Origin of the sequence: Nocardia sp. NPDC058499 (genome assembly GCF_042719915.1) — a bacterium.
In the GTDB taxonomy this organism is placed as follows: domain Bacteria; phylum Actinomycetota; class Actinomycetes; order Mycobacteriales; family Mycobacteriaceae; genus Nocardia.
In genome coordinates this window covers 595,553-617,405 of the sequence record NZ_JBHXMZ010000002.1, presented here as the reverse complement: position 1 = coordinate 617,405, position 21,853 = coordinate 595,553, and the positions used below count along the sequence as shown (strand labels likewise).

18 protein-coding genes are annotated in these 21,853 nt (G+C 68.4%); 14 read left to right on the top strand and 4 right to left on the bottom strand.

Going from position 1 to position 21,853, the window contains the following annotated elements; genetic code table 11:
* Positions 1–148: 148 nt before the first annotated feature.
* The 3 genes from ACFWPH_RS07960 (at position 149) to ACFWPH_RS07950 (ending at position 2,347) form a co-directional block, all read left to right on the top strand.
* On the top strand, positions 149–1,216 hold the full coding sequence (locus tag ACFWPH_RS07960; RefSeq protein ID WP_378749437.1) for an alpha/beta fold hydrolase: 1,068 nt from the start codon (positions 149–151) through the stop codon (positions 1,214–1,216).
* A 41-nt stretch (positions 1,217–1,257) separates the two neighbouring features.
* Complete coding sequence (locus tag ACFWPH_RS07955; protein ID WP_378748835.1) at positions 1,258–1,959, top strand: ferritin-like fold-containing protein; 702 nt, start codon at positions 1,258–1,260, stop codon at positions 1,957–1,959.
* A gap of 160 nt (positions 1,960–2,119) precedes the next feature.
* Positions 2,120–2,347 carry a DUF3107 domain-containing protein gene (locus tag ACFWPH_RS07950; protein ID WP_378748834.1) on the top strand — a complete coding sequence of 76 codons (228 nt, stop codon included), beginning with the start codon at positions 2,120–2,122 and terminating at the stop codon, positions 2,345–2,347.
* A 60-nt stretch (positions 2,348–2,407) separates the two neighbouring features.
* On the opposite strand, the gene ACFWPH_RS07945 is transcribed toward ACFWPH_RS07950, so the two are convergent.
* On the bottom strand, positions 2,408–3,064 hold the full coding sequence (locus ACFWPH_RS07945; RefSeq protein WP_062972929.1) for a TetR/AcrR family transcriptional regulator: 657 nt from the start codon (positions 3,062–3,064) through the stop codon (positions 2,408–2,410).
* Between the two features lie 160 nt (positions 3,065–3,224).
* On the opposite strand from ACFWPH_RS07945, the gene ACFWPH_RS07940 reads away from it, so the two are divergent.
* The 3 genes from ACFWPH_RS07940 (at position 3,225) to ACFWPH_RS07930 (ending at position 6,593) form a co-directional block, all read left to right on the top strand.
* Positions 3,225–4,286, top strand: coding sequence for a DUF3152 domain-containing protein (locus ACFWPH_RS07940; RefSeq protein WP_378748833.1), 1,062 nt, complete (start codon positions 3,225–3,227; stop codon positions 4,284–4,286).
* Positions 4,287–4,356: 70 nt separating this feature from the next.
* Positions 4,357–5,538 (top strand): adenylyltransferase/sulfurtransferase MoeZ, encoded by a 1,182-nt coding sequence (gene moeZ / locus ACFWPH_RS07935; RefSeq protein WP_378748832.1) that lies wholly within the window; start codon positions 4,357–4,359, stop codon positions 5,536–5,538.
* Between the two features lie 200 nt (positions 5,539–5,738).
* Positions 5,739–6,593, top strand: a complete 855-nt coding sequence (locus tag ACFWPH_RS07930; protein ID WP_378748831.1) for a TIGR02569 family protein — start codon at positions 5,739–5,741, stop codon at positions 6,591–6,593.
* Positions 6,594–6,618: 25 nt separating this feature from the next.
* Here ACFWPH_RS07930 and ACFWPH_RS07925 read toward each other — a convergent pair whose 3' ends face one another.
* A complete protein-coding gene (locus ACFWPH_RS07925; RefSeq protein WP_280416283.1) occupies positions 6,619–7,287 on the bottom strand; it encodes a FadR/GntR family transcriptional regulator in 669 nt (222 codons plus the stop codon).
* A gap of 65 nt (positions 7,288–7,352) precedes the next feature.
* On the opposite strand from ACFWPH_RS07925, the gene ACFWPH_RS07920 reads away from it, so the two are divergent.
* From ACFWPH_RS07920 to ACFWPH_RS07895, 6 genes are all read left to right on the top strand, one after another.
* On the top strand, positions 7,353–8,612 hold the full coding sequence (locus ACFWPH_RS07920; RefSeq protein WP_378748830.1) for an MFS transporter: 1,260 nt from the start codon (positions 7,353–7,355) through the stop codon (positions 8,610–8,612).
* Positions 8,613–8,935: 323 nt separating this feature from the next.
* Positions 8,936–10,411: a nitrate/nitrite transporter gene (locus ACFWPH_RS07915; protein WP_378749435.1), complete on the top strand. Its 1,476-nt coding sequence runs from the start codon at positions 8,936–8,938 to the stop codon at positions 10,409–10,411.
* Positions 10,412–10,435: 24 nt separating this feature from the next.
* Positions 10,436–12,964: a nitrite reductase large subunit NirB gene (nirB, locus tag ACFWPH_RS07910; protein ID WP_378748829.1), complete on the top strand. Its 2,529-nt coding sequence runs from the start codon at positions 10,436–10,438 to the stop codon at positions 12,962–12,964.
* Positions 12,965–13,107: 143 nt separating this feature from the next.
* The gene (nirD, locus tag ACFWPH_RS07905) at positions 13,108–13,506 is read left to right on the top strand and encodes a nitrite reductase small subunit NirD (protein ID WP_378748828.1); all 399 of its coding nucleotides are present in this window, start codon (positions 13,108–13,110) and stop codon (positions 13,504–13,506) included.
* On the top strand, positions 13,503–14,720 hold the full coding sequence (locus ACFWPH_RS07900; RefSeq protein WP_378748827.1) for a uroporphyrinogen-III synthase: 1,218 nt from the start codon (positions 13,503–13,505) through the stop codon (positions 14,718–14,720). The genes nirD and ACFWPH_RS07900 overlap by 4 nt, the downstream gene beginning before the upstream one ends.
* A gap of 83 nt (positions 14,721–14,803) precedes the next feature.
* Positions 14,804–15,691 carry a sirohydrochlorin chelatase gene (locus tag ACFWPH_RS07895; protein ID WP_378749433.1) on the top strand — a complete coding sequence of 296 codons (888 nt, stop codon included), beginning with the start codon at positions 14,804–14,806 and terminating at the stop codon, positions 15,689–15,691.
* On the opposite strand, the gene ACFWPH_RS07890 is transcribed toward ACFWPH_RS07895, so the two are convergent.
* Together ACFWPH_RS07890 and ACFWPH_RS07885 are read right to left on the bottom strand one after the other, a co-directional pair.
* Positions 15,675–16,103, bottom strand: coding sequence for a TA system VapC family ribonuclease toxin (locus ACFWPH_RS07890; RefSeq protein ID WP_378748826.1), 429 nt, complete (start codon positions 16,101–16,103; stop codon positions 15,675–15,677). The two genes, ACFWPH_RS07895 and ACFWPH_RS07890, sit on opposite strands and share 17 nt — an antisense overlap.
* Positions 16,100–16,354, bottom strand: coding sequence for a hypothetical protein (locus ACFWPH_RS07885; protein ID WP_378748825.1), 255 nt, complete (start codon positions 16,352–16,354; stop codon positions 16,100–16,102). The genes ACFWPH_RS07890 and ACFWPH_RS07885 overlap by 4 nt, the downstream gene beginning before the upstream one ends.
* A 212-nt stretch (positions 16,355–16,566) precedes the next feature.
* Between ACFWPH_RS07885 and ACFWPH_RS07880 the strand changes: the two genes are divergently transcribed.
* Positions 16,567–21,084 carry an AMP-binding protein gene (locus tag ACFWPH_RS07880; RefSeq protein WP_378748824.1) on the top strand — a complete coding sequence of 1,506 codons (4,518 nt, stop codon included), beginning with the start codon at positions 16,567–16,569 and terminating at the stop codon, positions 21,082–21,084.
* 8 nt (positions 21,085–21,092) lie between these two features.
* Positions 21,093–21,818 carry a DUF6875 domain-containing protein gene (locus tag ACFWPH_RS07875; RefSeq protein ID WP_378748823.1) on the top strand — a complete coding sequence of 242 codons (726 nt, stop codon included), beginning with the start codon at positions 21,093–21,095 and terminating at the stop codon, positions 21,816–21,818.
* Positions 21,819–21,853: the final 35 nt, after the last annotated feature.

Genomic DNA, 21,853 nt, shown 5'->3' with positions numbered 1-21,853 from the left:
AAGGAGGAGGGAGGAGAAAAAAAAAAAAAGGCAGGGGGGGGCAAAACCCCGCGCGCGGAGGGCCCGCCAAACTAGCACAGTGAGTATCGCTGATCGAGGTATTGCTCTGGCGGATCGTGCCGTGCGCGCGGTCGATCCGGAGGGTGAGGTGACGCGGGCCGTCGAGCGGGCCGCGCGGAATGCGTGGGCGCTGACGTTCGGCGACGGTGTGGAGGGGCGGCGTCCTACGCCGGCGACGGTGTTGTGGGACGAACCGCATCGGCAGTTGCGGCGTTTCGAGCCGGCGCCGGTGGCCGGGCGGGGCCGGGCGCGGCCGCCGGTTCTGCTGGTGCCGCCGTTGGCGGCGCCGGCCAGTTGTTTCGATCTCCGGCCGGGGCAGAGTGTGGCGGAGTTCCTGCTGGAGACCGGCCGGGCGCCCTATGTGATCGACTACGGCGAGATCTCCTACGCCGACCGGCGGATGGGGTTCGAGGACTGGGTGCACGACATCATTCCGGAGGCGATCCGGCGCACGGTCGCCGACCGGGACGGTGCGGGCGAGGATCCGCGGGTGGATCTGGTCGGCTGGTCGCTGGGCGGCACGATGGCCCTGCTGGCGGCGGCCGCCGATACCGGGTTGCCGATCCGGTCCATCACCGCGATCGGGTCGCCGCTGGATTACAACGCGATGCCCGGCACCCCGCAGCTGGCGGCGCTGGCCCGGCGTACGGGCACCGGTGCCGCGGTGGGTGCGGCGCTGGGTGCGATGGGGGGTGTGCCGGCGCCGCTGACCCGGCTCGCCTACCGCATCACCGCATGGGATCGGGAGGTCAAGCGGCCTTGGTTCGTGGCCGGGAATTTGGCCCGCACCGAATCGCTGGCCCGGATGGAGGCCGTCGACCGGTTCATGGCCGATATGCCGGGTTATCCGGGGCGGATGTATCAGCAGCTGTGGAACCGGCTGGTGCTGCGGAACGAAATCGGCCGCGGGGTAGTGAATTTCGGTACCGGGCCGATCCGGCTGGCCGATATCACCGCGCCGGTGTTATTGGTGGGCGGGCCCTCGGATGTGATCACCCCGGCGCGCGCGGTGGAACGTGGATTGCGCACCCTGACCGGCGCCGAGAGCGTGCGCTACGAGACGGCACCCGGCGGGCATCTGGCGATCCTGACCGGCGCCACCGCCCGTGACACCACCTGGACCTACCTCGACAAGTTCCTCACAACACCGGCGTGACCACGATCGCCCGGCGCCGGCAGGTACTACGCTGGAGTTCCATGGGAGCACAGTCACCCGCCGCGCTGGGTGTTACGCCGAGCGAGCCGATCGCCTCACCTATTCCCGCCGGGCATCCCGGTGTCACCGATCTGTTCGCGGTCCTGGCCTACGGTGAGATATCCGCCTTCTACCGGCTCACCGAGGAGGCGGCGCTGTCGCCGAGCCTGCCCGGCAAGGTTGCGGTGGCCCGGATGGCGGCGGCCGAACTCGCGCATTTCGAACGGCTCGAGACCGCGCTCACCGAACGTGGTGCCGAGGTGTACACGGCCATGGCGCCGTTCACCCGGGCACTCGACGACTACCACCGCTCCACCGACCCGTCGACCTGGCTGGAATCGATGGTGAAGTTCCACGTCGGCGACGGTATCGCCGCGGACTTCTACCGGGAGATCGCCGGTGCGCTGAGTCCCGATGTGGCGGCCGTGGTACGCGATGTACTGGCCGATACCGGGCATTCGGAATTCGTGATCGACGAGGTCCGCCGGGCAGTGGCGGCCAGCCGTTCGGAACGCGACCGGCTCACCCTGTGGGGTCGCCGCCTGCTCGGCGAGGCGATCACCCAGGCCCAATACGTGATGGCCCAGCGTGACGAGCTGACCGAACTGGTCCTCGCGGCCACCGGCGATCTCAACGGCATCGCCACCCTTTTCGATCGCATGCAGACCGCCCACTCCGAACGCATGGCGGTCCTCGGCCTGTAGTTCGGCTGGGTGCGGCCGGTGAGAAACGGCGTGCTCGATGCTCCGGGACGCGCCGATCGACCCTGTTCGCTGAGGGCGCACCCGGGTATCTGCCACGGTGCGACCGGGCTCAACTAACCTTGCGGGGACAGCACAGGACTCTAAGGTTCGGAGGTTGGCCGTGGAGGTCAAGATCGGTATTTCGGATAGCCCGCGCGAGCTCGTCATCTCCAGCGCACAGACCCCGGACGAGGTCGAGGCACTGGTATCCGAAGCGCTGGGCGCCTCGGGTGGGGTCCTCGCGCTGGCCGACGAGAAGGGCCGGAAGTACCTGATCCAGGCCGGCAAGATCGCCTATGTGGAGATCGGTGCGGCTACCGGTGGCCGGGTGGGTTTCGCCGCGGTCTGAGGCCGGCGACCCCTAGCACGCCGAAGCCCCCGCCCGATCCGGGCGGGGGCTTCGTCTGTCTCAGACCAGCGGATGCAGCGGGACGTGTTTGAGGCCGCCCCACGCCAGCGCGACCGTGGTGTCGACGGCCTCGTCCTTCGGGATCGGCCGGTCGGCTTCCAGCCAGTACCGGGCGGTGAACTGGCTGGCACCCACCAGGCCCACGGCGAGGATGCGCGCGCGGTAGGGGTCCAGACCCGAATCGTGGGCAACCAGGTCGTACACCGCATCCACGCACGCTTCGGTGGCCTGCTCCACCCGGCGCTGTACCTGCGGCTCGTTGGTGAGGTCGGATTCGAAGACGAGGCGGAAACCCTGCATCTCGTTGTCGACGAAATCGAAATAGGCGGCGACGGCCGCCCGGACCCGCTGTTTGTTGTCGGTGGTGGAGCGCAGCGCCTGGCGCACACTCGATACCAGCATGTCGACGTAGTTCTGCAGGACCGCCAGGTACAGCTCGAGTTTGCTGGTGAAATGCTGGTAGAGCACCGGCTTGCTGACTCCCGCGCACTGGGAGATCTCGTCCATTCCGGCGGCGTGGTAGCCGCGGAGTACGAAGACCTCGCTGGCTGCGGCCAGGAGCTGCTGGCGTCGTTCGTCACGTGGAAGCCGGGTGCCACGTTTGGGGGCGGTGCCGGAAGAGGAGCGCGACGTCATCCGGTCCACGAGGTCGGTCATATTCGGATCTCCCAGTCGATTCCCCGGCAAAGGGGTGTGTACCGGGTCTTTTGAGCACCATACTCGCTCACAGTGCTGTTGCCGACCCGGGTGGGCGAACCCGGTATCCCGGCCACCGCAGTTGCCGACGGTCCGGACCGCCTGTGAGAGTGTGGACGCTGTGACCGACCGACCGGGCAGCTCTTCCGGCGGCGGGCGCAGCGCGCACCGCCCCCACGATCCAGACCTCGCCGCCGACGACGCGACGACCGGGGCCGGGACCGCGGTCGAACGGGTGGACGAATCCCGGCAGCCGCTGGTCGCACGCTGGGATCCCACCGCGACCCCGCCGCCTGCCGAATCCGGGCCGGCCGGTGGGAAACGGGCCTGGTTGCGCCGTTTCGCAGCACGCTACGGCTGGCGCGCCTACGCACTCCCGGCGTTGGTGGCCCTCACCGCTTTCGTGGCGGTCGACGCCGTCCGGTCCGGGCCCGGGATCACTGCAGAACCGGCCGATCCGGCGCCGGGCGTGCTCGGCACGCCACCGGCCAGTGCGGGAATTATCGGGGCGCCGCCGGGCGACGGCCGTTTTCCGGAGGATCTGCCCGTCGGAGCCCTGCCGGCCGGTGGACCGTTCACCGAGAACGGTAAGGGCACCTGGCGGGTCGTGGCGGGGACCTCCGAACGGGTGGGCGCGGGGGAGCAGTACACCTTCAGCTACACCGTCGAAATCGAGAACGGGATCGATACCCGGGCGTTCGGCGGGGACGAATCGGTGGCCCGGATGGTCGAATCGACCCTGGGCAACCCGAAGAGCTGGGTGCACGACCGGAAGTTCGCCTTCCGGCGGATCGACCGCGGCGACCCGGACTTCCGTGTTTCGGTCACCGCCCGTAACACCACCCGCGAGGCGTGCGGGTTCGAGATCCCCATCGACTCGTCCTGCTACAACTCCGACCAGGGGCGGGTGGTGCTGTCGGAGGCACGCTGGGTCCGGGGTGCGCCGGCGTTCGACGGGGATATCGGTTCCTACCGGCAGTACCTGGTCAACCACGAGGTGGGTCATGCCATCGGCTATCACGCACATCAGCCGTGTGAAAGCGAGGGCGGGCTGGCGCCGGTGATGATGCAGCAGACCTTCGGTACGGCGAACAACGAGATAGCCGTCCTCGACCCGTCCGGAGTGGTGCCGATGGACGGGAAGGCCTGCCGGTTCAACCCGTGGCCTTATCCACGCGGCTGATCGGGAAGAATGCTCGGTGGGCCCGCGTTGTAACCGGAACCCGGCTATTCGATACGAGGAGTTCGCAGACGTGTCATCACCGAAGTCTCTGCCCCCACTTGTGGCGCCTGCGGCGGAGCTGACCAAGGACGAGGTCGCCCGGTACAGCCGCCACCTGATCATTCCCGATCTGGGGATGGACGGGCAGAAACGGCTGAAGAACGCAAAGGTGCTCGTGATCGGTGCGGGCGGTTTGGGCTCGCCGGCCCTGCTGTATCTGGCCGCCGCCGGGGTGGGCACGATGGGCATCGTCGAGTTCGACGAGGTGGATGCCTCGAACCTGCAGCGGCAGGTCATCCACGGGGAATCCGATATCGGCCGGCCCAAGGCCGACAGTGCCCGCGATTCGATTCTGGAGATCAACTCCACTATCGACGTGCGGCTGCACAAGATCCGGCTGGAGCCGGAGAACGCGGTGGAACTGTTCTCCGAATACGATCTGATCCTCGACGGCACCGATAACTTCGCCACCCGTTACCTCGTCAACGATGCTGCCGTCCTGGCCGGTAAGCCCTATGTCTGGGGTTCGATCTACCGGTTCGAGGGCCAGGTATCGGTGTTCTGGGAGGACGCACCCGACGGCCGCGGGATCAACTACCGCGACCTCTACCCGGAGGCGCCGCCGCCCGGGATGGTGCCGTCCTGCGCCGAGGGTGGTGTGCTCGGCGTACTGTGCGCATCCATCGGTTCGATCATGGTGACCGAGGCGATCAAGCTCATCACCGGTATCGGTGAACCGCTGCTGGGCCGGCTCATGGTGTACGACGCCCTCGATATGAGCTACCGGACGATCAAACTGCGCCGGGACCCCGCGCGCGAGCCGATCACCGAACTGATCGACTACGACGCGTTCTGCGGTGTGGTGTCGGAGGAAGGCCAGGCCGCGGCGGCCGGGTCGACCGTGACCGCCCGCGAGCTCAAGGACATGCTCGACTCCGGCGATGTGGAACTGATCGATGTCCGCGAACCGGTGGAGTGGGACATCGTGCATATCGAGGGCGCGACGCTGATCCCGAAGGATCGCATCCTTTCCGGTGAGGCGCTATCGGAGCTGCCGCAGAACCGGAAGATCGTGCTGCACTGCAAGACCGGCGTGCGTTCGGCCGAGGCGCTGGCCGCGCTCAAACGCGCCGGTTTCGCCGACGCGACCCATCTGCAAGGCGGCGTGATCGCCTGGGCACACCAGGTGGATCCTTCGCTGCCGGTGTACTGACAGCCGGATACCCGATGTCCCCGGCGGCGGCTGTGCACAAGCGATGCGGTGCGAGACGTTGCGATGCGCGGGCTGTAGTGATGATCTCCACGCCCGCACCGCGACCGGGGGTTCCGGTGTTGTGACCGGCGTGTCGCGGCACGGCTACGACCCGGTGTGGCGCACTCGACGTAATGGGCGCCGGGAGTACGGTACGGCGCGTGACCACCACAGTCGAACCCCCCGAACATGTGCGGGCCACATTCGGTCTGCGTGAAGTGAACCCGGTCGCTCTCGGCGATTGGGAGGGCGGCTGGCGCCTCGGTGATGTGGTGCTCAGCCCGGTCGCCGATCACGCCCGGGCCGCGTGGTCGGCCAAAACGCGGGAGAACCTGCGGGTGGACGGGTTACGGCTGGCCCGCCCGGTGCGGGCGACCGACGGGCGGTACGTGGTGTCGGGGTGGCGTTGCGATACCTATATGCCCGGATCCCCGGAGCCGCGGCACGACGAGGTGGTCTCGGTATCGCTGCGGCTGCACAAGGCGACCGCCACCCTGGACCGGCCCCGGTTCCTGTCTCAGCCGCCGGTGACACCGTGGCTGGATGTGGATGTTTTCGTGGCCGCGGACCGGGCGGCGTGGGAGACCGTGCCGTTGCGTACGTTGCGCGCGGCCGGTGCGGTGATCGAGAATTCGCCGGACGGCCGGCACAGTCTGGACCTGATCGGCCAGCTGTCCACGTTGCGCAAACCGGTTCGCACTCCGGCCCAGTTGGTGCACGGCGACCTGTTCGGCACCGTACTGTTCGCCGGCGCGCAGACCCCCGCGCTCACCGATATCACCCCGTACTGGCGGCCGGCCGCGTGGGCGGCGGGCGTGATCGTGGTGGATGCGCTGTCGTGGGGCGGTGCCGACGAGGGATTGCTCGAACGGTGGGCCGATCTGCCCGAGTGGCCGCAGATGTTGTTGCGGGCGGTGATGTTCCGGCTGGCGGTGCATGTGCTGCATCCGCGGTCGACGCCGGAGGCGCTCCCGGGATTGGTGCGTACCGCCGATATGGTCCGGTTCCTGCTGTAACCGAGGGGGTCGTGCCGGAACCTGCTCAGCGCTCGGGGTAATCGGCGAGCAGAGTGTCCAGGAAGCAGCGGGTGGTCTTGGCCGCGCGTTCGCCGTCGCCGTCGGCGATGGCCTGCACCAGTTCGCTGTGCTCGTCGTTGTACCAGCCGTCGATCCGGTCGGTGCGCGAGCGGGTGGAGGATTCGATCCGGCCGAGCAGCGAATCGTAGAACTCCAGATACACCGCGTTGTGGCTGGCGGCCACGATCGCGCGGTGCAGTTGTACATCGGCGGCGATGGCGGCGGAGCGATCGGCCGGCCACAGCCGGTTTCGTTCCTCGAGCAGGCGCTGCATCCTGGCGATATCGGATTCGTCGCGGCGGTGGGCGGCCAGGGCGGCCGCGGTGGCTTCCAGGCCGTGGCGTAGTTCGAGGACATCGCGTTCGGCGGCCTCGGCGAAATACTTCTCGAGGGTGCTGCCGACCTCGGAGGTCGCGATGACATAGGTACCCGATCCCTGCCGCCGTTCCAGCATGCCGGCATGGACCAGCGCCTGAACGGCCTCGCGTAGGGTATTGCGGCCGGTTCCGGTCAGCTCGGCGAGTTCGGGTTCGGTGGGTATCCGCGTCCCGACCGGCCAGCGTCCCGAGCGGATATCCTCTTTGAGTTGCTCGGTGACCTGGGCGATGAGACTGGTGCGGCGAACGCTTTGCACGCTGACAGAGTACCGCCCGTCACAACTGCCTTGTCCTGGTCATATGGTCATCCTATGATTTCTCGGTGACTGCAGCGTTGCCCGAGACCTCCCGTCCGGCCGGCCCGCCCACCGCGGGCCGGCGACGCTCACTCATCGAAGGGCGCCTGCTGGTCCTGGCGGCCATCGTCATGTCGGCTCTCACGCTGCGGGTCGCGGTCACCGCCTTCACCCCGCTCGCCGAGGAGATCGGCGAACATATCGGCTATTCCACGGCCGTCGTCGGCGTCTTCGGGATGATCCCGACCCTGATGTTCTCGGTGACCGGACTGCTGACCCCGTTGCTGGTGCGCCGGCTCGGGCTGGAGTGGACCGTGCTGGCGGCCATGGCCGCCGCCGGTATCGGCATGCTCGCCCGCGTCCTCGTCTCCGAAACGGTGGGCCTGCTGCTGTTCTCCGCGCTGGCGCTCGGCGGTATGGGTATCGGAAATATTGTGGTCCCGCCGCTGGTCAAGCGCTATTTTCCCGATCGCCTGGCCACGGTGAGCGCGCTCTACATCACCATGGTCCAGATCGGTACCGTCATTCCCGCTCTGGTGGCGGTGCCGCTCGCCGAAGCGCACGGCTGGCGGATCTCACTGGGCGTGTGGGCGCTGCTCGGGTTCGCCGCGGCCCTGCCCTGGATCGGTGTCCTGTGGAATCGGCGCGGCCGGGCCGTGGCCGATACGACCGGACTACCCGGCGCGACGGGCCCCGCCCCGAAGGTGTGGCGTTCGCCACTGGCCTGGGGTATGTCGGCCATGTTCGGGATGACCTCGCTGACCACGTATTCCGTATTCACCTGGTTGCCCACGATCCTGTCCGACGCCGGTGCCGACGCGGCGTTCGGCGGTTCGATGGTCGCCCTGTTCGCGCTCATGGGCCTGATCGCGGCGTTGACCGCGCCGACGGTGGCGGCCCGCATGACCAATCCCTTCCCGGTCGCGGTCGGTTGCGCGGTCTGTTTCCTGGTGGCGTTCGCCGGCCTGCTCATCGCGCCGATGAGCGCGCCGGTGCTGTGGGTGGTCATCCTCGGCCTCGGCCCCAGCACCTTCCCGATGGCGCTCACTCTGATCAACCTGCGGACGCGCACCCCGGCGGGGTCGGCGGCGCTGTCCGGGTTCACCCAGGGCGTCGGTTACGCGCTGGCCTGTATCGGACCGTTGGTGTTCGGGATGCTGCACACTGTGACCGGCGGCTGGGCGGCGCCGTTCGCGCTGCTCGGGGTCTCGGTGGTGGTGCTGCTGATCGGTGCCTGGCAGGCCTGTAAACCCCGGCTGCTCGAGGACGGCCCGGCGGGCAGTTGATCGTCCCGCCTGGACGGTGGGGCGCCGCGAGCGCTCGTCCGGTGGCCTTCCCGGGGTGTGCCGGGACGTGACGCAGGTCATCCTTTGAACAGGTCCTCACCGCCCTTCTCGGTGAAAATGGGCCGTTCGTGATGCCCGGAAACCCTTCTGTGACACCGCGTTAACAAGCGCCGGTTTCTCACCCGTGCCGCACCGACCACGTGAGAAACCGTTGATTCCGCGGTCATTTTGGGCAGCATTACGGCAATACCCGTTTCCTAACGTGGGGTCGAACCACGTTGGGAGGCCCCTTGAACACGCAGACAGAAAGCCGCCGCGGCGCCGTGCAGGCGTTGTTCCGGCGGCCGAAGCTGGAGCGCTGGGACGCAGAGGACACCGCGGCCTGGGAGGCCGGCGGTAAGAAGATCGCCACGCGCAACCTGATCTGGTCGGTTGTCGCCGAGCACATCGGATTCTCCATCTGGTCCATCTGGTCGGTCATGGTGCTGTTCATGCCGGCCGAGACCTACGGTATCGACGCGGCCGGAAAGTTCTTCCTGGTCGCGGTGCCGACCCTGGTCGGCGCGATCCTGCGAATCCCGTACACGGTGGCGACGGCCCGTTTCGGCGGCCGCAACTGGACGGTGTTCAGCGCGGTGGCTCTGCTGATCCCGACCCTGCTCACGCTGTACTTCGTGAACCAGCCGGGAACGTCCTATACGACCTTCCTGATCGTCGCGGCGTTCGCCGGTCTGGGTGGGGGCAACTTCGCCTCGTCGATGACCAATATCAACGCCTTCTACCCGCAGCGCCTCAAGGGCTGGGCCCTGGGCATGAACGCGGGCGGCGGCAATATCGGTGTTCCGGTGATCCAGCTGTTCGGGCTGCTGATCATCGCGACCCTCGGCAACGAATACGCCTCGGTGATCTGCGCGGCGTACCTGGTGCTGGTCGTGCTGGCCGGGCTCGGCGCGGCATTGTTCATGGACAATCTGCCGAATCAGAAGGCCGATCTGTCCTATATGCTCACCGCGCTGAAAGTGCCGCAGTCCTGGGCGGTTTCGTTCCTCTACATCGGCACCTTCGGCTCGTTCATCGGTTACAGCTTCGCCTTCGGGCAGGTTCTGCAGATCAGTTTCGTCGCCGGTGGGGAAACCGCGGCCCAGGCCACCCTGCACGCCGCGCAGATCGCGTTCATCGGGCCGCTGCTCGGCTCGCTGGCGCGGCCCTACGGTGGCAAGCTGGCCGACCGGATCGGCGGTAGCAAGGTCACTGTGGTCACCTTCGTGGCGATGATGGCCGCTGCCGTGGTGGTGGCCGTGGCGTCGACGATCGCGGACGGTTCGGCGAACGGTTTCTCCGGTCCGGTGCTCGCGGTGCTGGTCGCCGGTTTCGTGGCGCTGTTCGTGCTGTCCGGCCTCGGGAACGGCTCGGTCACCAAGATCATCCCGTCGGTTTTCGACGCTAAATCGCGCAGCCTCGACGGAACTCCCGCCGAACGCGCCGCCTGGGCGCAGAACACCTCCGGGGCGCTCATCGGTTTCGTCGGCGCCATCGGCGCACTCGGCGGCGTGGGGATCAACCTGGTACTGCGCTCGTCCTACGCCTCGACACAGTCGGCGACCACCGCCTTCTGGGTGTTCATGGCGTTCTATATCGCCTGCGCCCTCGTCACCTGGGCGGTGTTCCTGCGCCGCCCCGCCGCTGTGGCATCCGGCCGGGAAATCGTCGCCGGCGCCGAGGCCCTGGTGCGCCGGGCCGAATCCGGCACCCCGTCCACCCAGACCACCGAAACCCGGTCCGCCCGGCCGTCGGCCTGATCCCGGATCCCCACGGAGGACACCATGAACGCACAGCGCAAAACAGTCGTCGTCGCCGGTCACGGCATGGTCGGGCACCGCTTCGTCGAGGCGCTCCGCTCGCGGGACGAAGCCGGGCAGTGGCAGGTCGTCGTCCTCGGTGAGGAACAGCTGCCCGCCTACGACCGGGTGGGGTTGTCCTCCTACGTCGGCAACTGGGATCCGGCCGCGCTGGCGCTGCCGGGTAACGAGTACGCCGGTGACGACCTGGTGGATCTGCGTATCGGACAGCGTGCGGAGGCCATCGACAAGGACGCCCGGAAGGTGACCACCGCCGCCGGTGAAGTGCTCGACTACGACGCGCTCGTCCTGGCCACCGGTTCCTATCCGTTCGTGCCGCCCGTGCCGGGGCACGAACACCCGGAATGCTTCGTCTACCGCACCCTCGACGATCTCGACAGCATCAAGGCCACGGCCGAGGCAGCGGGTCCGGGGGCGCGCGGCGTGGTTGTCGGTGGCGGCCTGCTCGGCCTGGAGGCCGCCAACGCGCTGCGCATGCTCGGCCTGACCCCACATGTGATCGAGTACAACGACCGGTTGATGCCCGCGCAGGTCGACGAGGGCGGCGGTGCGATCCTGGAGAAACTGGTCACCGATCTGGGACTGCGGGTGCACACCGGTGTCGGCACCCAGGGGATCGAACGCGACGAGGCGGCGGCCCCGGCCGAGCGGTTGAAGATCAGCCTCTCCGACGACACCGTGATCGACGCCGCGCTACTGGTCTTCTCCGCGGGCATCCGCCCGCGTGACCAGATCGCCCGCGACGCCGGCCTCGAGGTGGGCGCGCGCGGCGGTATCGTCACCGACCTGGGCCTGGCCACCTCCGATCCGAATATCTACGCCATCGGTGAATGCGCCGCGGTCGAAGGTGTCTGCTACGGCCTGGTCGCACCCGGTTACACCACCGCCGAGATCGTTGTCGACCGGTTGCTCGGGGGTGCCGGTGAATTCCCCGGCGCCGATATGTCCACCAAGCTCAAACTGCTGGGCGTGGATGTGGCCAGCTTCGGTGATGCACACGGTAAGACCGAAGGCGCGCTGTCGGTAGTGCTGCACGATGCGGCGGGCGGCACCTACGCGAAACTCGTGATCTCCGACGATGCGCAGACCCTGCTCGGCGGCATCCTCGTGGGCGACGCCACCCAGTACGCGGCCCTGCGTCCACTGGTCGGGCGGCCGCTACCGGCCGAACCCGCCGCGCTGATCTCCCCGGCCGGCGCGGAACTCGGTGCCGACGCGCTACCCGACGAAGCCCAGATCTGCTCCTGCAACGATGTGAGCAAGGGCGCCATCTGCGGTGCCATCGCCGACGGTGCCTGCGATATCCCCGCGATCAAATCGTGCACCAAGGCCGGTACCTCCTGCGGCGGCTGTGTGCCGATGATCAAGAAGGTGCTCGAACAGTCCGGCGTCGAAATGTCCAAGGCGCTGTGCGAGCATTTCGGACAGTCGCGTGCCGAACTGTTCCAGATCGTGCAGGCCACCGGTATCCGCACCTTCTCCGAGCTGATCGCCCGGCACGGTAAGGGCATCGGCTGCGATATCTGCAAACCGACGGTCGCCTCGATCCTGGCCTCCACCTCCAGCGAGCACATCCTGGAGGGCGAACAGGCCGCGCTCCAGGACACCAACGACCATTTCCTGGCCAATATGCAGAAGAACGGCACCTATTCGGTGGTGCCGCGGATGCCGGGCGGGGAGGTCACGCCCGAGCAGTTGATCGTGATCGGTGAGGTCGCCAAGGAGTTCGGTCTCTACACCAAGATCACCGGTGGCCAGCGGATCGATCTCTTCGGTGCCCGCGTCGAACAGTTGCCGCTCATCTGGAAGCGGCTCGTGGACGCCGGGATGGAATCCGGCCACGCCTACGGTAAATCACTGCGCACCGTCAAGAGCTGCGTCGGGTCCACCTGGTGCCGGTACGGCCAGCAGGATTCGGTCGGGATGGCGGTACTGCTGGAGAAGCGCTACCGCGGTTTGCGGTCACCGCACAAACTGAAGCTCGCCGTCTCCGGCTGTGCCCGGGAATGCGCCGAGGCCCGGGGTAAGGACGTCGGTGTGATCGCCACCGAGAACGGCTGGAACCTCTACGTCGGCGGCAACGGCGGTCTCACCCCGAAGCACGCGGTGCTGCTGGCCGGCGATCTGGACGACGCGACCCTGATCTCCTATATCGACCGCTACCTGATGTTCTACATCCGCACCGCGGACCGGTTGCAGCGCACCGCGCCGTGGCAGGAAGACCTGGGTATCGACTACGTGCGCGAGGTGGTCTGCGCGGACAGTCTCGGTATCGCGGCCGATCTGGAAACGGCGATGGAATCGCATGTGGCCGGGTATCGCGACGAATGGGCCGCGGTGCTCGAGGACGAACAGAAGCTTTCGCGGTTCGTATCCTTCGTCAACGCCCCGGCCGAAGCGGATCCGACGATTTCGTTCGACGACAGCGGGGAACGCAAGGTCCCGGTGCTGCTCGGCCTGCCCGCAATGCCCGGAGGCGGCAGTGGAATGTAACCACGTAGGGCGTTGCGGGCAGGCCGCAAGGAAACAGCCTGCCCGCAATGCCGCAACCAGCCGCTACGAGTGGGAAATGACGGCTTAACCGAGTGGAAACAGTGCGCCGGTACCAATGGTTAAGGCGTGTGGAGGAGAACACCATGACCGTGATCGATACCCCTGGCGTCGCCCCGGCCACCACAGGGTGGACGCAGGCCTGCCGACTCGACTATCTGATTCCCGGCCGCGGCGTAGCGGTGCTGCTGCCCGGCGGGGTCCAGGCCGCGCTGTTCCTGCTGCCCGAGGGCACGCTGTACGCGGTCGGCAATATCGACCCCTTCGGCCGGGCGGCGGTGATGTCGCGCGGGATCGTCGGTGACCGCGGCGGCGAGCCTGTCGTCGCGTCACCCCTGCTGAAGCAGGCATTCTCGCTGCTCGACGGGCGTTGCCTGGACGATGCGACCGAATCGTTGCCGGTTTACGCCGTGCGTGTGGACGGCGGCCTCGTCTCGATTTCCGACGAACCCGTCGTTATGGCCGCGGACGGCGTCCCCGCATGACGGTTCCGGATACCAGCAGCTCGCTGGCCGGGTTCACCATCGGTATCACCGCGGCCCGGCGCGCCGAGGAATTCGCCACTCTGCTCACCCGGCGGGGCGCGACGATCGTGTCCGCGCCGGCCATCCGGATCATTCCACTGGCCGATGACACCGAACTCGAACGGGTGACCCGCGAACTCGTCGCCGACCCACCACAGATCGCCGTCGCCACCACCGGGATCGGTTTCCGCGGCTGGATGGAGGCGGCGGAGGGCTGGGGGCTGGCCGAACAGTTGCGCACCACCTTCGGCGGCACCCGGATGCTGGCCCGCGGACCCAAGGCGAAGGGGGCGATCCGGGCGGCCGAACTCCGGGAGGAATGGTCGCCCGCGTCCGAATCGTCGGCGGAGGTGCTGGACCATCTGCTCGCGGAAGGGGTCGAGGGGGTGCGGATCGCGGTGCAGTTGCACGGCGCGACCACCGAATGGGAACCGATCCCCGATTTCTGTGAGGTCCTGCGCTGCGCCGGCGCCGATGTGGTGCCGGTGCCGGTGTACCGGTGGGAGCCGCCCGCCGATCGCGGTCCGATGGACAACCTCATCGAGGCCATCATGACCTCGGCCATCGACTGTGTGACCTTCACCAGCGCGCCCGCGGTGGCGTCGATGCTGATGCGCGCCAAGGAAACCGGTGTGCTCGATGGCGTCCTGCATGCCTTGCGCAGCCGGGTACCGGCGGCCTGCGTCGGACCCATCACCGCGGCGCCACTGGAAGAACTGGGTGTTCCCGCCACGATGCCGGGCCGTGCGCGGCTGGGTGCCCTGGCCCGCCATGTGGCCGAGGAACTACCGCGCCGCGCCGGCCGGATCAACGCCGCCGGGCACACCATCAGCGTGCGCGGGGCATGCGTGGTGGTGGATGGCACGGTGAAACAACTGGCACCCGCACCGATGGCATTGATGCGTTCACTGGCCCGATATCCCGGTCGGGTCGTATCGCGTGAGGATCTGCTGGCCGCCCTGCCAGGCGGGGGTGACGACACCCACGCGGTGGAAACCGCCATCGCCCGGCTGCGGGCGGGGCTGGGAACGCCGAAGGCGATCCAGACCGTGGTCAAACGCGGTTACCGGCTGGCCATGGACCCGGCCGAATGCACCGATAACAACGTTGCCGCCGCGCTGCCCGCGGCACCGGCACGGAACACCCGCTATGTGCGCACGGTGGTCCCCGGGTGAACGCGCCGGATTCGCCCGCGCCGGTTGCCTCGCCACCGCTGGTCTTGGTGGCGCACGGAACCCGCAGCGGTAAGGGTGTGGAGATGATCGCCGCGCTGGCCGAGGCGGTGGGTCGCGAACTGGGGCACCGGCCGGTGCCGGTCGCAACCCATTGCGCGCACAACGCGGCTGCCGGGCCGGGCACAGGCACCGGGCGGCCCGCGCGGGCTCACCGCACAGCGATGCTTCCCGCTGCGCACGGAACCGCCCTGTGCGAATGCGCCGTCGACCCCCTCGCGGAACTCGGCGCGGCCTCCGGCCGGCCCACGACGAGCACGCCGGTGCGCACCGCCTTCGTCGATGTTCTCGGCCCCTCACCGTCGGAAGTGCTGCACGATCTGGTGACGCAGTCTCCGAATAGCGCGAACCCGGCGCCGGCCGTGGTGGTTCCGGCGTTCCTGGCTTCGGGCTATCACGTCTATCAGGATGTGCCGCGTGAAGTGAGCGGCAGCGCCCATCCCGCTGTGACGGTGACGCCCGCAATGGGCCCGGATCCCGCCCTGGCGCGGATCATGGCTGTGCGGTTGCGCGCGGCCGGCTGGTGCCCTGGCGACGCCGTGGTGTTCGCGGCCGCGGGGTCTTCCGATCCGCGAGCTCGCGCGGATGTGAACCGGGCCGCCGCCATGCTCGCCGCACAACTCGCCACACCGGTGCGCACGGCATATGTCGCCACGGGCGCACCGCGCGTTCCGGAGGTCGTGGCGACGTTGCGCGAGGAGGGGCAGGACCGCGTGTTCGTCGCCTCCTACCTGCTGGCGCACGGACTTTTCCACGAGCGTCTGCACCAGGCCGGCGCGACGGGGGTGGCCGCCCCGATCGGCGTACACCCCGCCGTGGTCCGGTTGATCGCCGACCGCTACCGCGCTGCGCTACGCGAGCGGTCCGGCAGCCCCACCCCGCCTCCGGCGGGAACCGCTATCCCGCGATCGTGACAACCTGGATCGACGGATACCGTGCCGCTAGTTTTCGATCGAGCGTTGCCAACTCCGCACCGCTGGTCTGGGCGAATGCGGCGAGATAAGCGTCGGTCCACAGCTTGTGGCTCGTCTCATCACGTGCAGACAGAGCCCGGAATACAGGCTCCAGGTCCGCCGGTTCATCGGCCCAGGCCACTCGCTCATCGGCCAGAAGTTGATCGATCACCCGCCATGCTGCGCTGCGGGTGAGGACATCACCCTGCATGACCGAGGGATTGGAAAGCAATCGTAGTAGCGAGGTTTGGGTAATCCGGCACATCACAAGGTCGCCCGGGTGTCTGTCGAACCACCTCGCGGCTGCGGAATGGTGCATATGGCGGCCCCATACCGCAGCCAGCCACACGCCCACGTCGACGAGCGCTGTCATGCGTACTTGGCGGCGTCGTCGTTTCCGAGTGCCTCTTCGAGGTCCGCGTTGCCCAGATCCACCTTGTGCGTCGCATCCGCTGCGCCGACCAATGGAAACCGGACACGTCCGGATTTCGGCGGATGGACACCTGCGCCTACCTCATGTGCCAGGGCCTTTGTGAAGAGGTCCTTGAGGCTGAGGCCGCGCTCGGTGGCGGCGATCTTGGCGGCGCGCATGAGTTCCGGCGGTAGGTCGATCGTTGTGCGCATAAAAACATATTAGCGCTGCATCCTGATTCGGCAGAGAGATTGCGCTGGAGAACGGAGCCGGTGCATTACCTTGCTGGGCAGGCGTAGTGTTCGCCGCAGGTGATTCCGCAGGTAGTCGTAGCGGCCGGCCGGGTACCGGACGCGCGTGGATCGGCGTCGCGCGCTGTTCCGCATTTCCGGGCCGACCGGACAATGCAGGAGGCGCGGTCCAGGTGAGGCACCAGGAAAGTACGGGATCGGATCATCCGCTGTCGGCCGCTCAACTGCGGTGGTGGGTGGCGCAGCAGCTGTATCCCGAGATTCCGAACACCGTGGCCATGTACCTGGATCTGCGGGGTCCCGTCGAGGTGGAGCTGATGCGCGAATGTGGGCGCCGCGCGGCCCGGGAGCTGGAATCGCCGTGTGTCCGGGTGCGGGAAGTGGACGGCCGGCCGCGGCAGGTGCTCGCGGAGACGGATCTCCCGTTCTCCGTCTGTAATCTCGCCGATCACACCGAGCCGGTCACCGCGGCGCTCGGCCGGATGGCGGACGACCACTGCGCCCCGCTCGATCCCCGCACCGACGACCTCACCGTCGCGACGCTGTACCGGGTGGCGCCGGACCGGCATCTGCTGTATCTGCGCAGCCACCACCTGGTTCTCGACGGTGCCGGTGCCGTCGCGCTGTTGCGGCGTACCGGTGAGCTGTACCGGGCCGCGCTCACCGGTACCGAGGCGGGCGAGGCCGGCGCGCTGGACACCGCCGGGCTGCTCGCCGCCGAGGAGACCTATCGGCGGTCTGCGCGGGCAGCGGCCGATAAGGAGTACTGGCTTTCCGCGCTGTCGGGCCTGGCCGAGCCGGTGGGCCTGGCCGGGCACCCCGCGGCGCCGCGGCCACGCCCGCACCGGGTTTCTGCGGTGGTCGAACCGGCGACCGCGGGTGCGGTCGCCGCCGTCCGCGAGCGGTACGGTGCCTCGTTCGGCGAACTGCTGATCGCCGCTTTCGCCTGCTACTTCGCCGAGCTGACCGGGAACGGCGACCCCGTGATCACGCTCCCGGTTCCGGCACGCACCACGGCCGTATTGCGCCGGTCGGCCGGGTCGGTATCGAATGTCGTACCCCTGCGGCTCACCGGTATCACCCGTGGAGCCGTCGGTGCCGCGGCGGCCGGGGTACGTACGAAGATCGTTGCGGCGCTGCGTCATCAGCGATACCCATATGAGGAGATCCAGCACGACCGCGGTCGCGGCCGGGTGGAGCGCGGCGGATTCGGGCCGGTGGTCAATGTGCTGGGTTTCGTCGAACCGATGCGGTTGGGACCGCTCACCGGGCAGGCGCAGCTGCTGTCGCTGGGGCCGGTGGAAGATCTGCTGGTCAACGGATATCAGCTGGGTCCGGACGAGAGCAGTATCAGTATCGATTTCCAGGGCAACCCCGCCCGCTATTCGGCTGCGGCACTCGCCTGGTATCACCGCGGATTCCTCACCTACCTGCACCGTTTCCTCGCCGCCGCGCCCGGTGAGCCGGTGGCGGGGCTGAAGGAATCCGAAAAGTATTCGGATGCTCCGGGTTTCGTTCCACGAAAAACAGAGACTTCGTGGGAATCCCCGACGCCTGCCACAAAGGTGCGGCTCCTGCCCGAGCTCCTGCGTACGGGAATGCGCCGCCCGGATGCGGTGGCCGTGAGCGAAGGCGCCCGGTCCCTGACGTATCGCCGGCTGGACGATCTCTCCCGCGGCTGGGCGCAGGAACTGATCGACTGTGGGGCGGGCCCAGGGACGCCGGTCGCGGTGGTCGTCCCGCGGTCGCTCGAATCGGTGCTCGCACTCTGGGCGGTCGCGACCGCGGGCTCTTGTTTCGTACCGATCGACCCCGCCGATCCGCCGCACCGGATCGCGGCGGTGCTCATGGCCACCGAAATCCGGTTCGGTCTCACGGTGGCGGCGCTGCGGCCGGGTTTGTCCGCAGCGGATGCGACCCGTGCGGTGACCGCCGGCCCGGACAGCGGTGAATCGGTGCGCTGGCTGGTGTTGGACGGTCCGCCCGCAAGGGCAGCGTGGTCGCGGCTGCTTGCACGCGATTCGAAAGACGCCGATACCTCGGAGCGCCTACCGGCCGAGGGTCGGCGGGATACTGTCGCTCCCGGTGCCGTACCGAGCGAACCGGATACCAGGCCGGCGCCGGATAGACGATGTGCGGTGAACCAGGACGATACGTGGGCGGAGGTTGCCGCACATCGAGCCGGGTACGACGGCGACGCCGTCGGGCCGTGTTCAGGGCGGAAACCGGATGGTTCGCCCGACGGCCGCCAACCCGGAACGGCACACGGAGGAAGGGGCACGTCCGCGAAAACAGGACCCGTGCACGCCGAGGCACGACCTGGGCGGGGTGCGGGTAGGTGCAGTGGGTCCTCTGGTTCCGTGCAGGCGTGGGAGGCCAGTGAGGACACCGGTGCGCAGCGGGTAGGCGTCCGAAGTGGCGAGGGTCGCGCGCCGGAGAGGCATTCGGCGGCGGGCAGCGGTGATCGGGAACCCTGGGCGGAGCTGCGTCCGGACCATCCCGCCTATCTGATCCATACCTCGGGCACCACTGGAACGCCGAAAGGGGTGCTCGTCGGTCACCGTGGGTTGGGACCGCTCACCGACTACCTTGTCGACCGGTATCGGGTCGAAACGGAGCCCATTGTGCTGCACGCACATTCGCCCGCGTTCGACGCGCACCTGCTGGAGTTGCTCGCGGCGTTTGCGGTGGGTGCGCGGCTCGTGGTCGCCCCCGCGGCTCCGGTGGCCGGGGCACAGCTCACCGAATTGATCCGTACCGCGGAGGTCACGCACCTGCTGAGTACTCCCGCGGTACTGGGCACCCTGGATCCGGCCCGACTGCCGAGCCTGCGGGTTGTGGTGACCGGTGGTGAGTCCCCGGGAAGCGAACTCGTCCGCAGCTGGGCGCCGCGGGTGCGGTTGTACAACGGCTACGGTCCCACTGAGACGACCGTGATGACGATGCAGAGCGAGCCGTTGTCCCCGGCCGACCCGGTTCTGATCGGGCCCGCATTGCCGGATGTGCGAGCGGTGCCACTGGATACCCGGCTGCGGCCGGTACCGGTGGGCGGGCGGGGCGAACTGTATCTGGGCGGACCGGGTGTCGCGCTGGGGTATCTGCACGATCCCGCGACCACGGCTGCCCGGTTCGTGGCCGATCCGGCGGGCACCGGGCAACGCCTGTATCGCACCGGGGATCTGGTGCGCGCCGACCCCGGCGGCTTCGAATACCTCGGCCGGGGCGATCGTCAGCTCGGCCTGCACGGCCGCCGGATCGAACCGGGCGAGATCGAATCGGCGCTCACCGCGGGTCCGGATATCGCGCAGGCGGTGGTGACGGTGACGGGCGAACCCGGACCGGCCGCTCGCCTGGCCGCCTACGTGGTGGTTGCCGCGGGGCACCGGTTCGATTCGGCCGCCACGCTGAGCCGGCTCCGCACCGTACTGCCTGCTGCTCTGGTGCCGGCGGTGGTCGTCGAGATCGATCGGATCCCGTTGACCCCCAATGGGAAGCTGGACCGGAATCGGCTGCCGGAACCGGTGCTTTCCCGTGCCTATCGCGCCCCGGAGACGGATGTGCAGCGGTTGGTCGCGCAGCGCGTGGGCGGTGTGGTCGGCCGTCCGGACATCGGCCTGGACGATGATTTCTTCGCTCTGGGCGGTAATTCACTACTGGGTGTTGGACTTTCGGCCGAACTCGCCGACGCGACAGGCGTTCCGGTGACTGTGCGCTGGTTGTACACCGCGCCGACGGTGGCGGAGCTGGCCGACCGTATCGCGGGGTACCGGCATCCAGGTGTCGTGGCGGAAGAAGGGACGGGCGGGAGCGGGGGGACGGCGAATTCGGTAGCGCTGCGCCGGGGGAGCAGCACGGGCGACGGTAACTGCGGCGACGAAACGGAGGGCCTGCAGATCTTGCTTCCACTGCGACGCAACGGTTCCCGGTCGCCGCTGTTCTGTTTCCATTCCGCGGTACCGCTGGCGTGGTGTTATGCGGGACTGTCGCACCGGATCGCCGACCGCCCGGTCTACGGAGTCCAGTCGCCGGTGCTGACTTCCCCGGACCCGGAGGTCACCACGGCCGATACCCTCGCCGATCGCTATCTGCGCGAGATCCTGCGGGTGCAGCCGGAAGGCCCTTACCATCTGCTGGGCTGGTCGCTCGGTGGTCAACTCGCCCATGCCGTCGGGGTGCGGTTACGCGATCTCGGCCATGAGGTCGCGTTGCTGGCCATGCTCGACAGTGTCGTCTTTCCGCCGGATTCCCCACCACCGCCGCGGCCGCGGATGCGGGATCTGCTCACCCACCTGCTCGGCGACGAACCCGATGCCGATACGGTGGCGCACGCCCCGGAACCGACCGCCGCCGAAGCGGCCGCGGCACTGGCGGCCGCGGGGGCGTCGCTGGGTGCGGGGCTGACCGCCGGCCAACTCGATCGCCTGCACCGGGCCTACATTGCGGGAGTCGAGATCTCGGCCCGATACCGTCCCGGCGTCTTCGACGGTGACCTGCTGTACTTCTCGGCGACCCGCGGCATGACCGAAATGCTCGATGTGCAGATGTGGCGGCCGTTCGTCACCGGGGAGCTGCGCGAGTATCCGGTCGATACCGAGCACGGCCGGTTGATGAATCCCGAATCCGTCGCGTTGATCGCGCCGATCCTGGACCGGTATCCCGCCGGGCGCGCCGCGCGGGCGGGTAGCCGATGAACAGGCCGGTGAATCCCGAGGTCCCCGCACCCGCGACCGCGTATCGCGGGCCGCGGACCGGCCGGAGCTGGCGTGATGTCTACGACGACGCCGAGCTGTGGGCCGCAGAACACCCCGACGCCGCAGTACTCACCCGCTGGATCGCCGAGCATCTCGTGCATCCACATCCGGACTTGGGCCGGGACGGCCCGGTATGCCCGTTCATCCGGCAGACCACGAACCACCACGCCCTGTGGGCCGCGGTGGTTCGCGGGGGCGACGAACTGTCCGTCGAGGACCTCTCGGCGGCCGTCCAGGACGGCCGCGAGCTGTACGACCGGTTGCGGGCCGGGGAGCCCGACGATCGCCGGCTGACCGCGGTGACGATCTTCCCCGGAATCACCCGCACCGACCGTATCGACGCCGTGCACCGCCGCCACAAGACCGAAGTGGTGCGCGACGGCCTGATGCTCGGCCAGTTCTACCCCGGATGCCGGGTCCCGGGCCTGTGGAACGCCGCCTTCCACCCGCTGGACGCGCCCCTGCCGATGCTGGTGATCCGCCCGATGATGACCACCGACTACCCGTTCCTGGTTGCGCGCACCGACTGGCTGTACGCGTATTTCGGCAAGGTCGCGCCGCAGTTGCCCCGTGCCCTGCGCTGGTCGATCGCCGAACGGATGCGGGTGCCGGAAGCCGACGCCGGCGCGATCACCGCGCTGCGGGTGCACGCCCGCGACGAACACGCCAGGTGATAACGCCGGGGCGGGTATCGCGCCGTGGTAGAAAC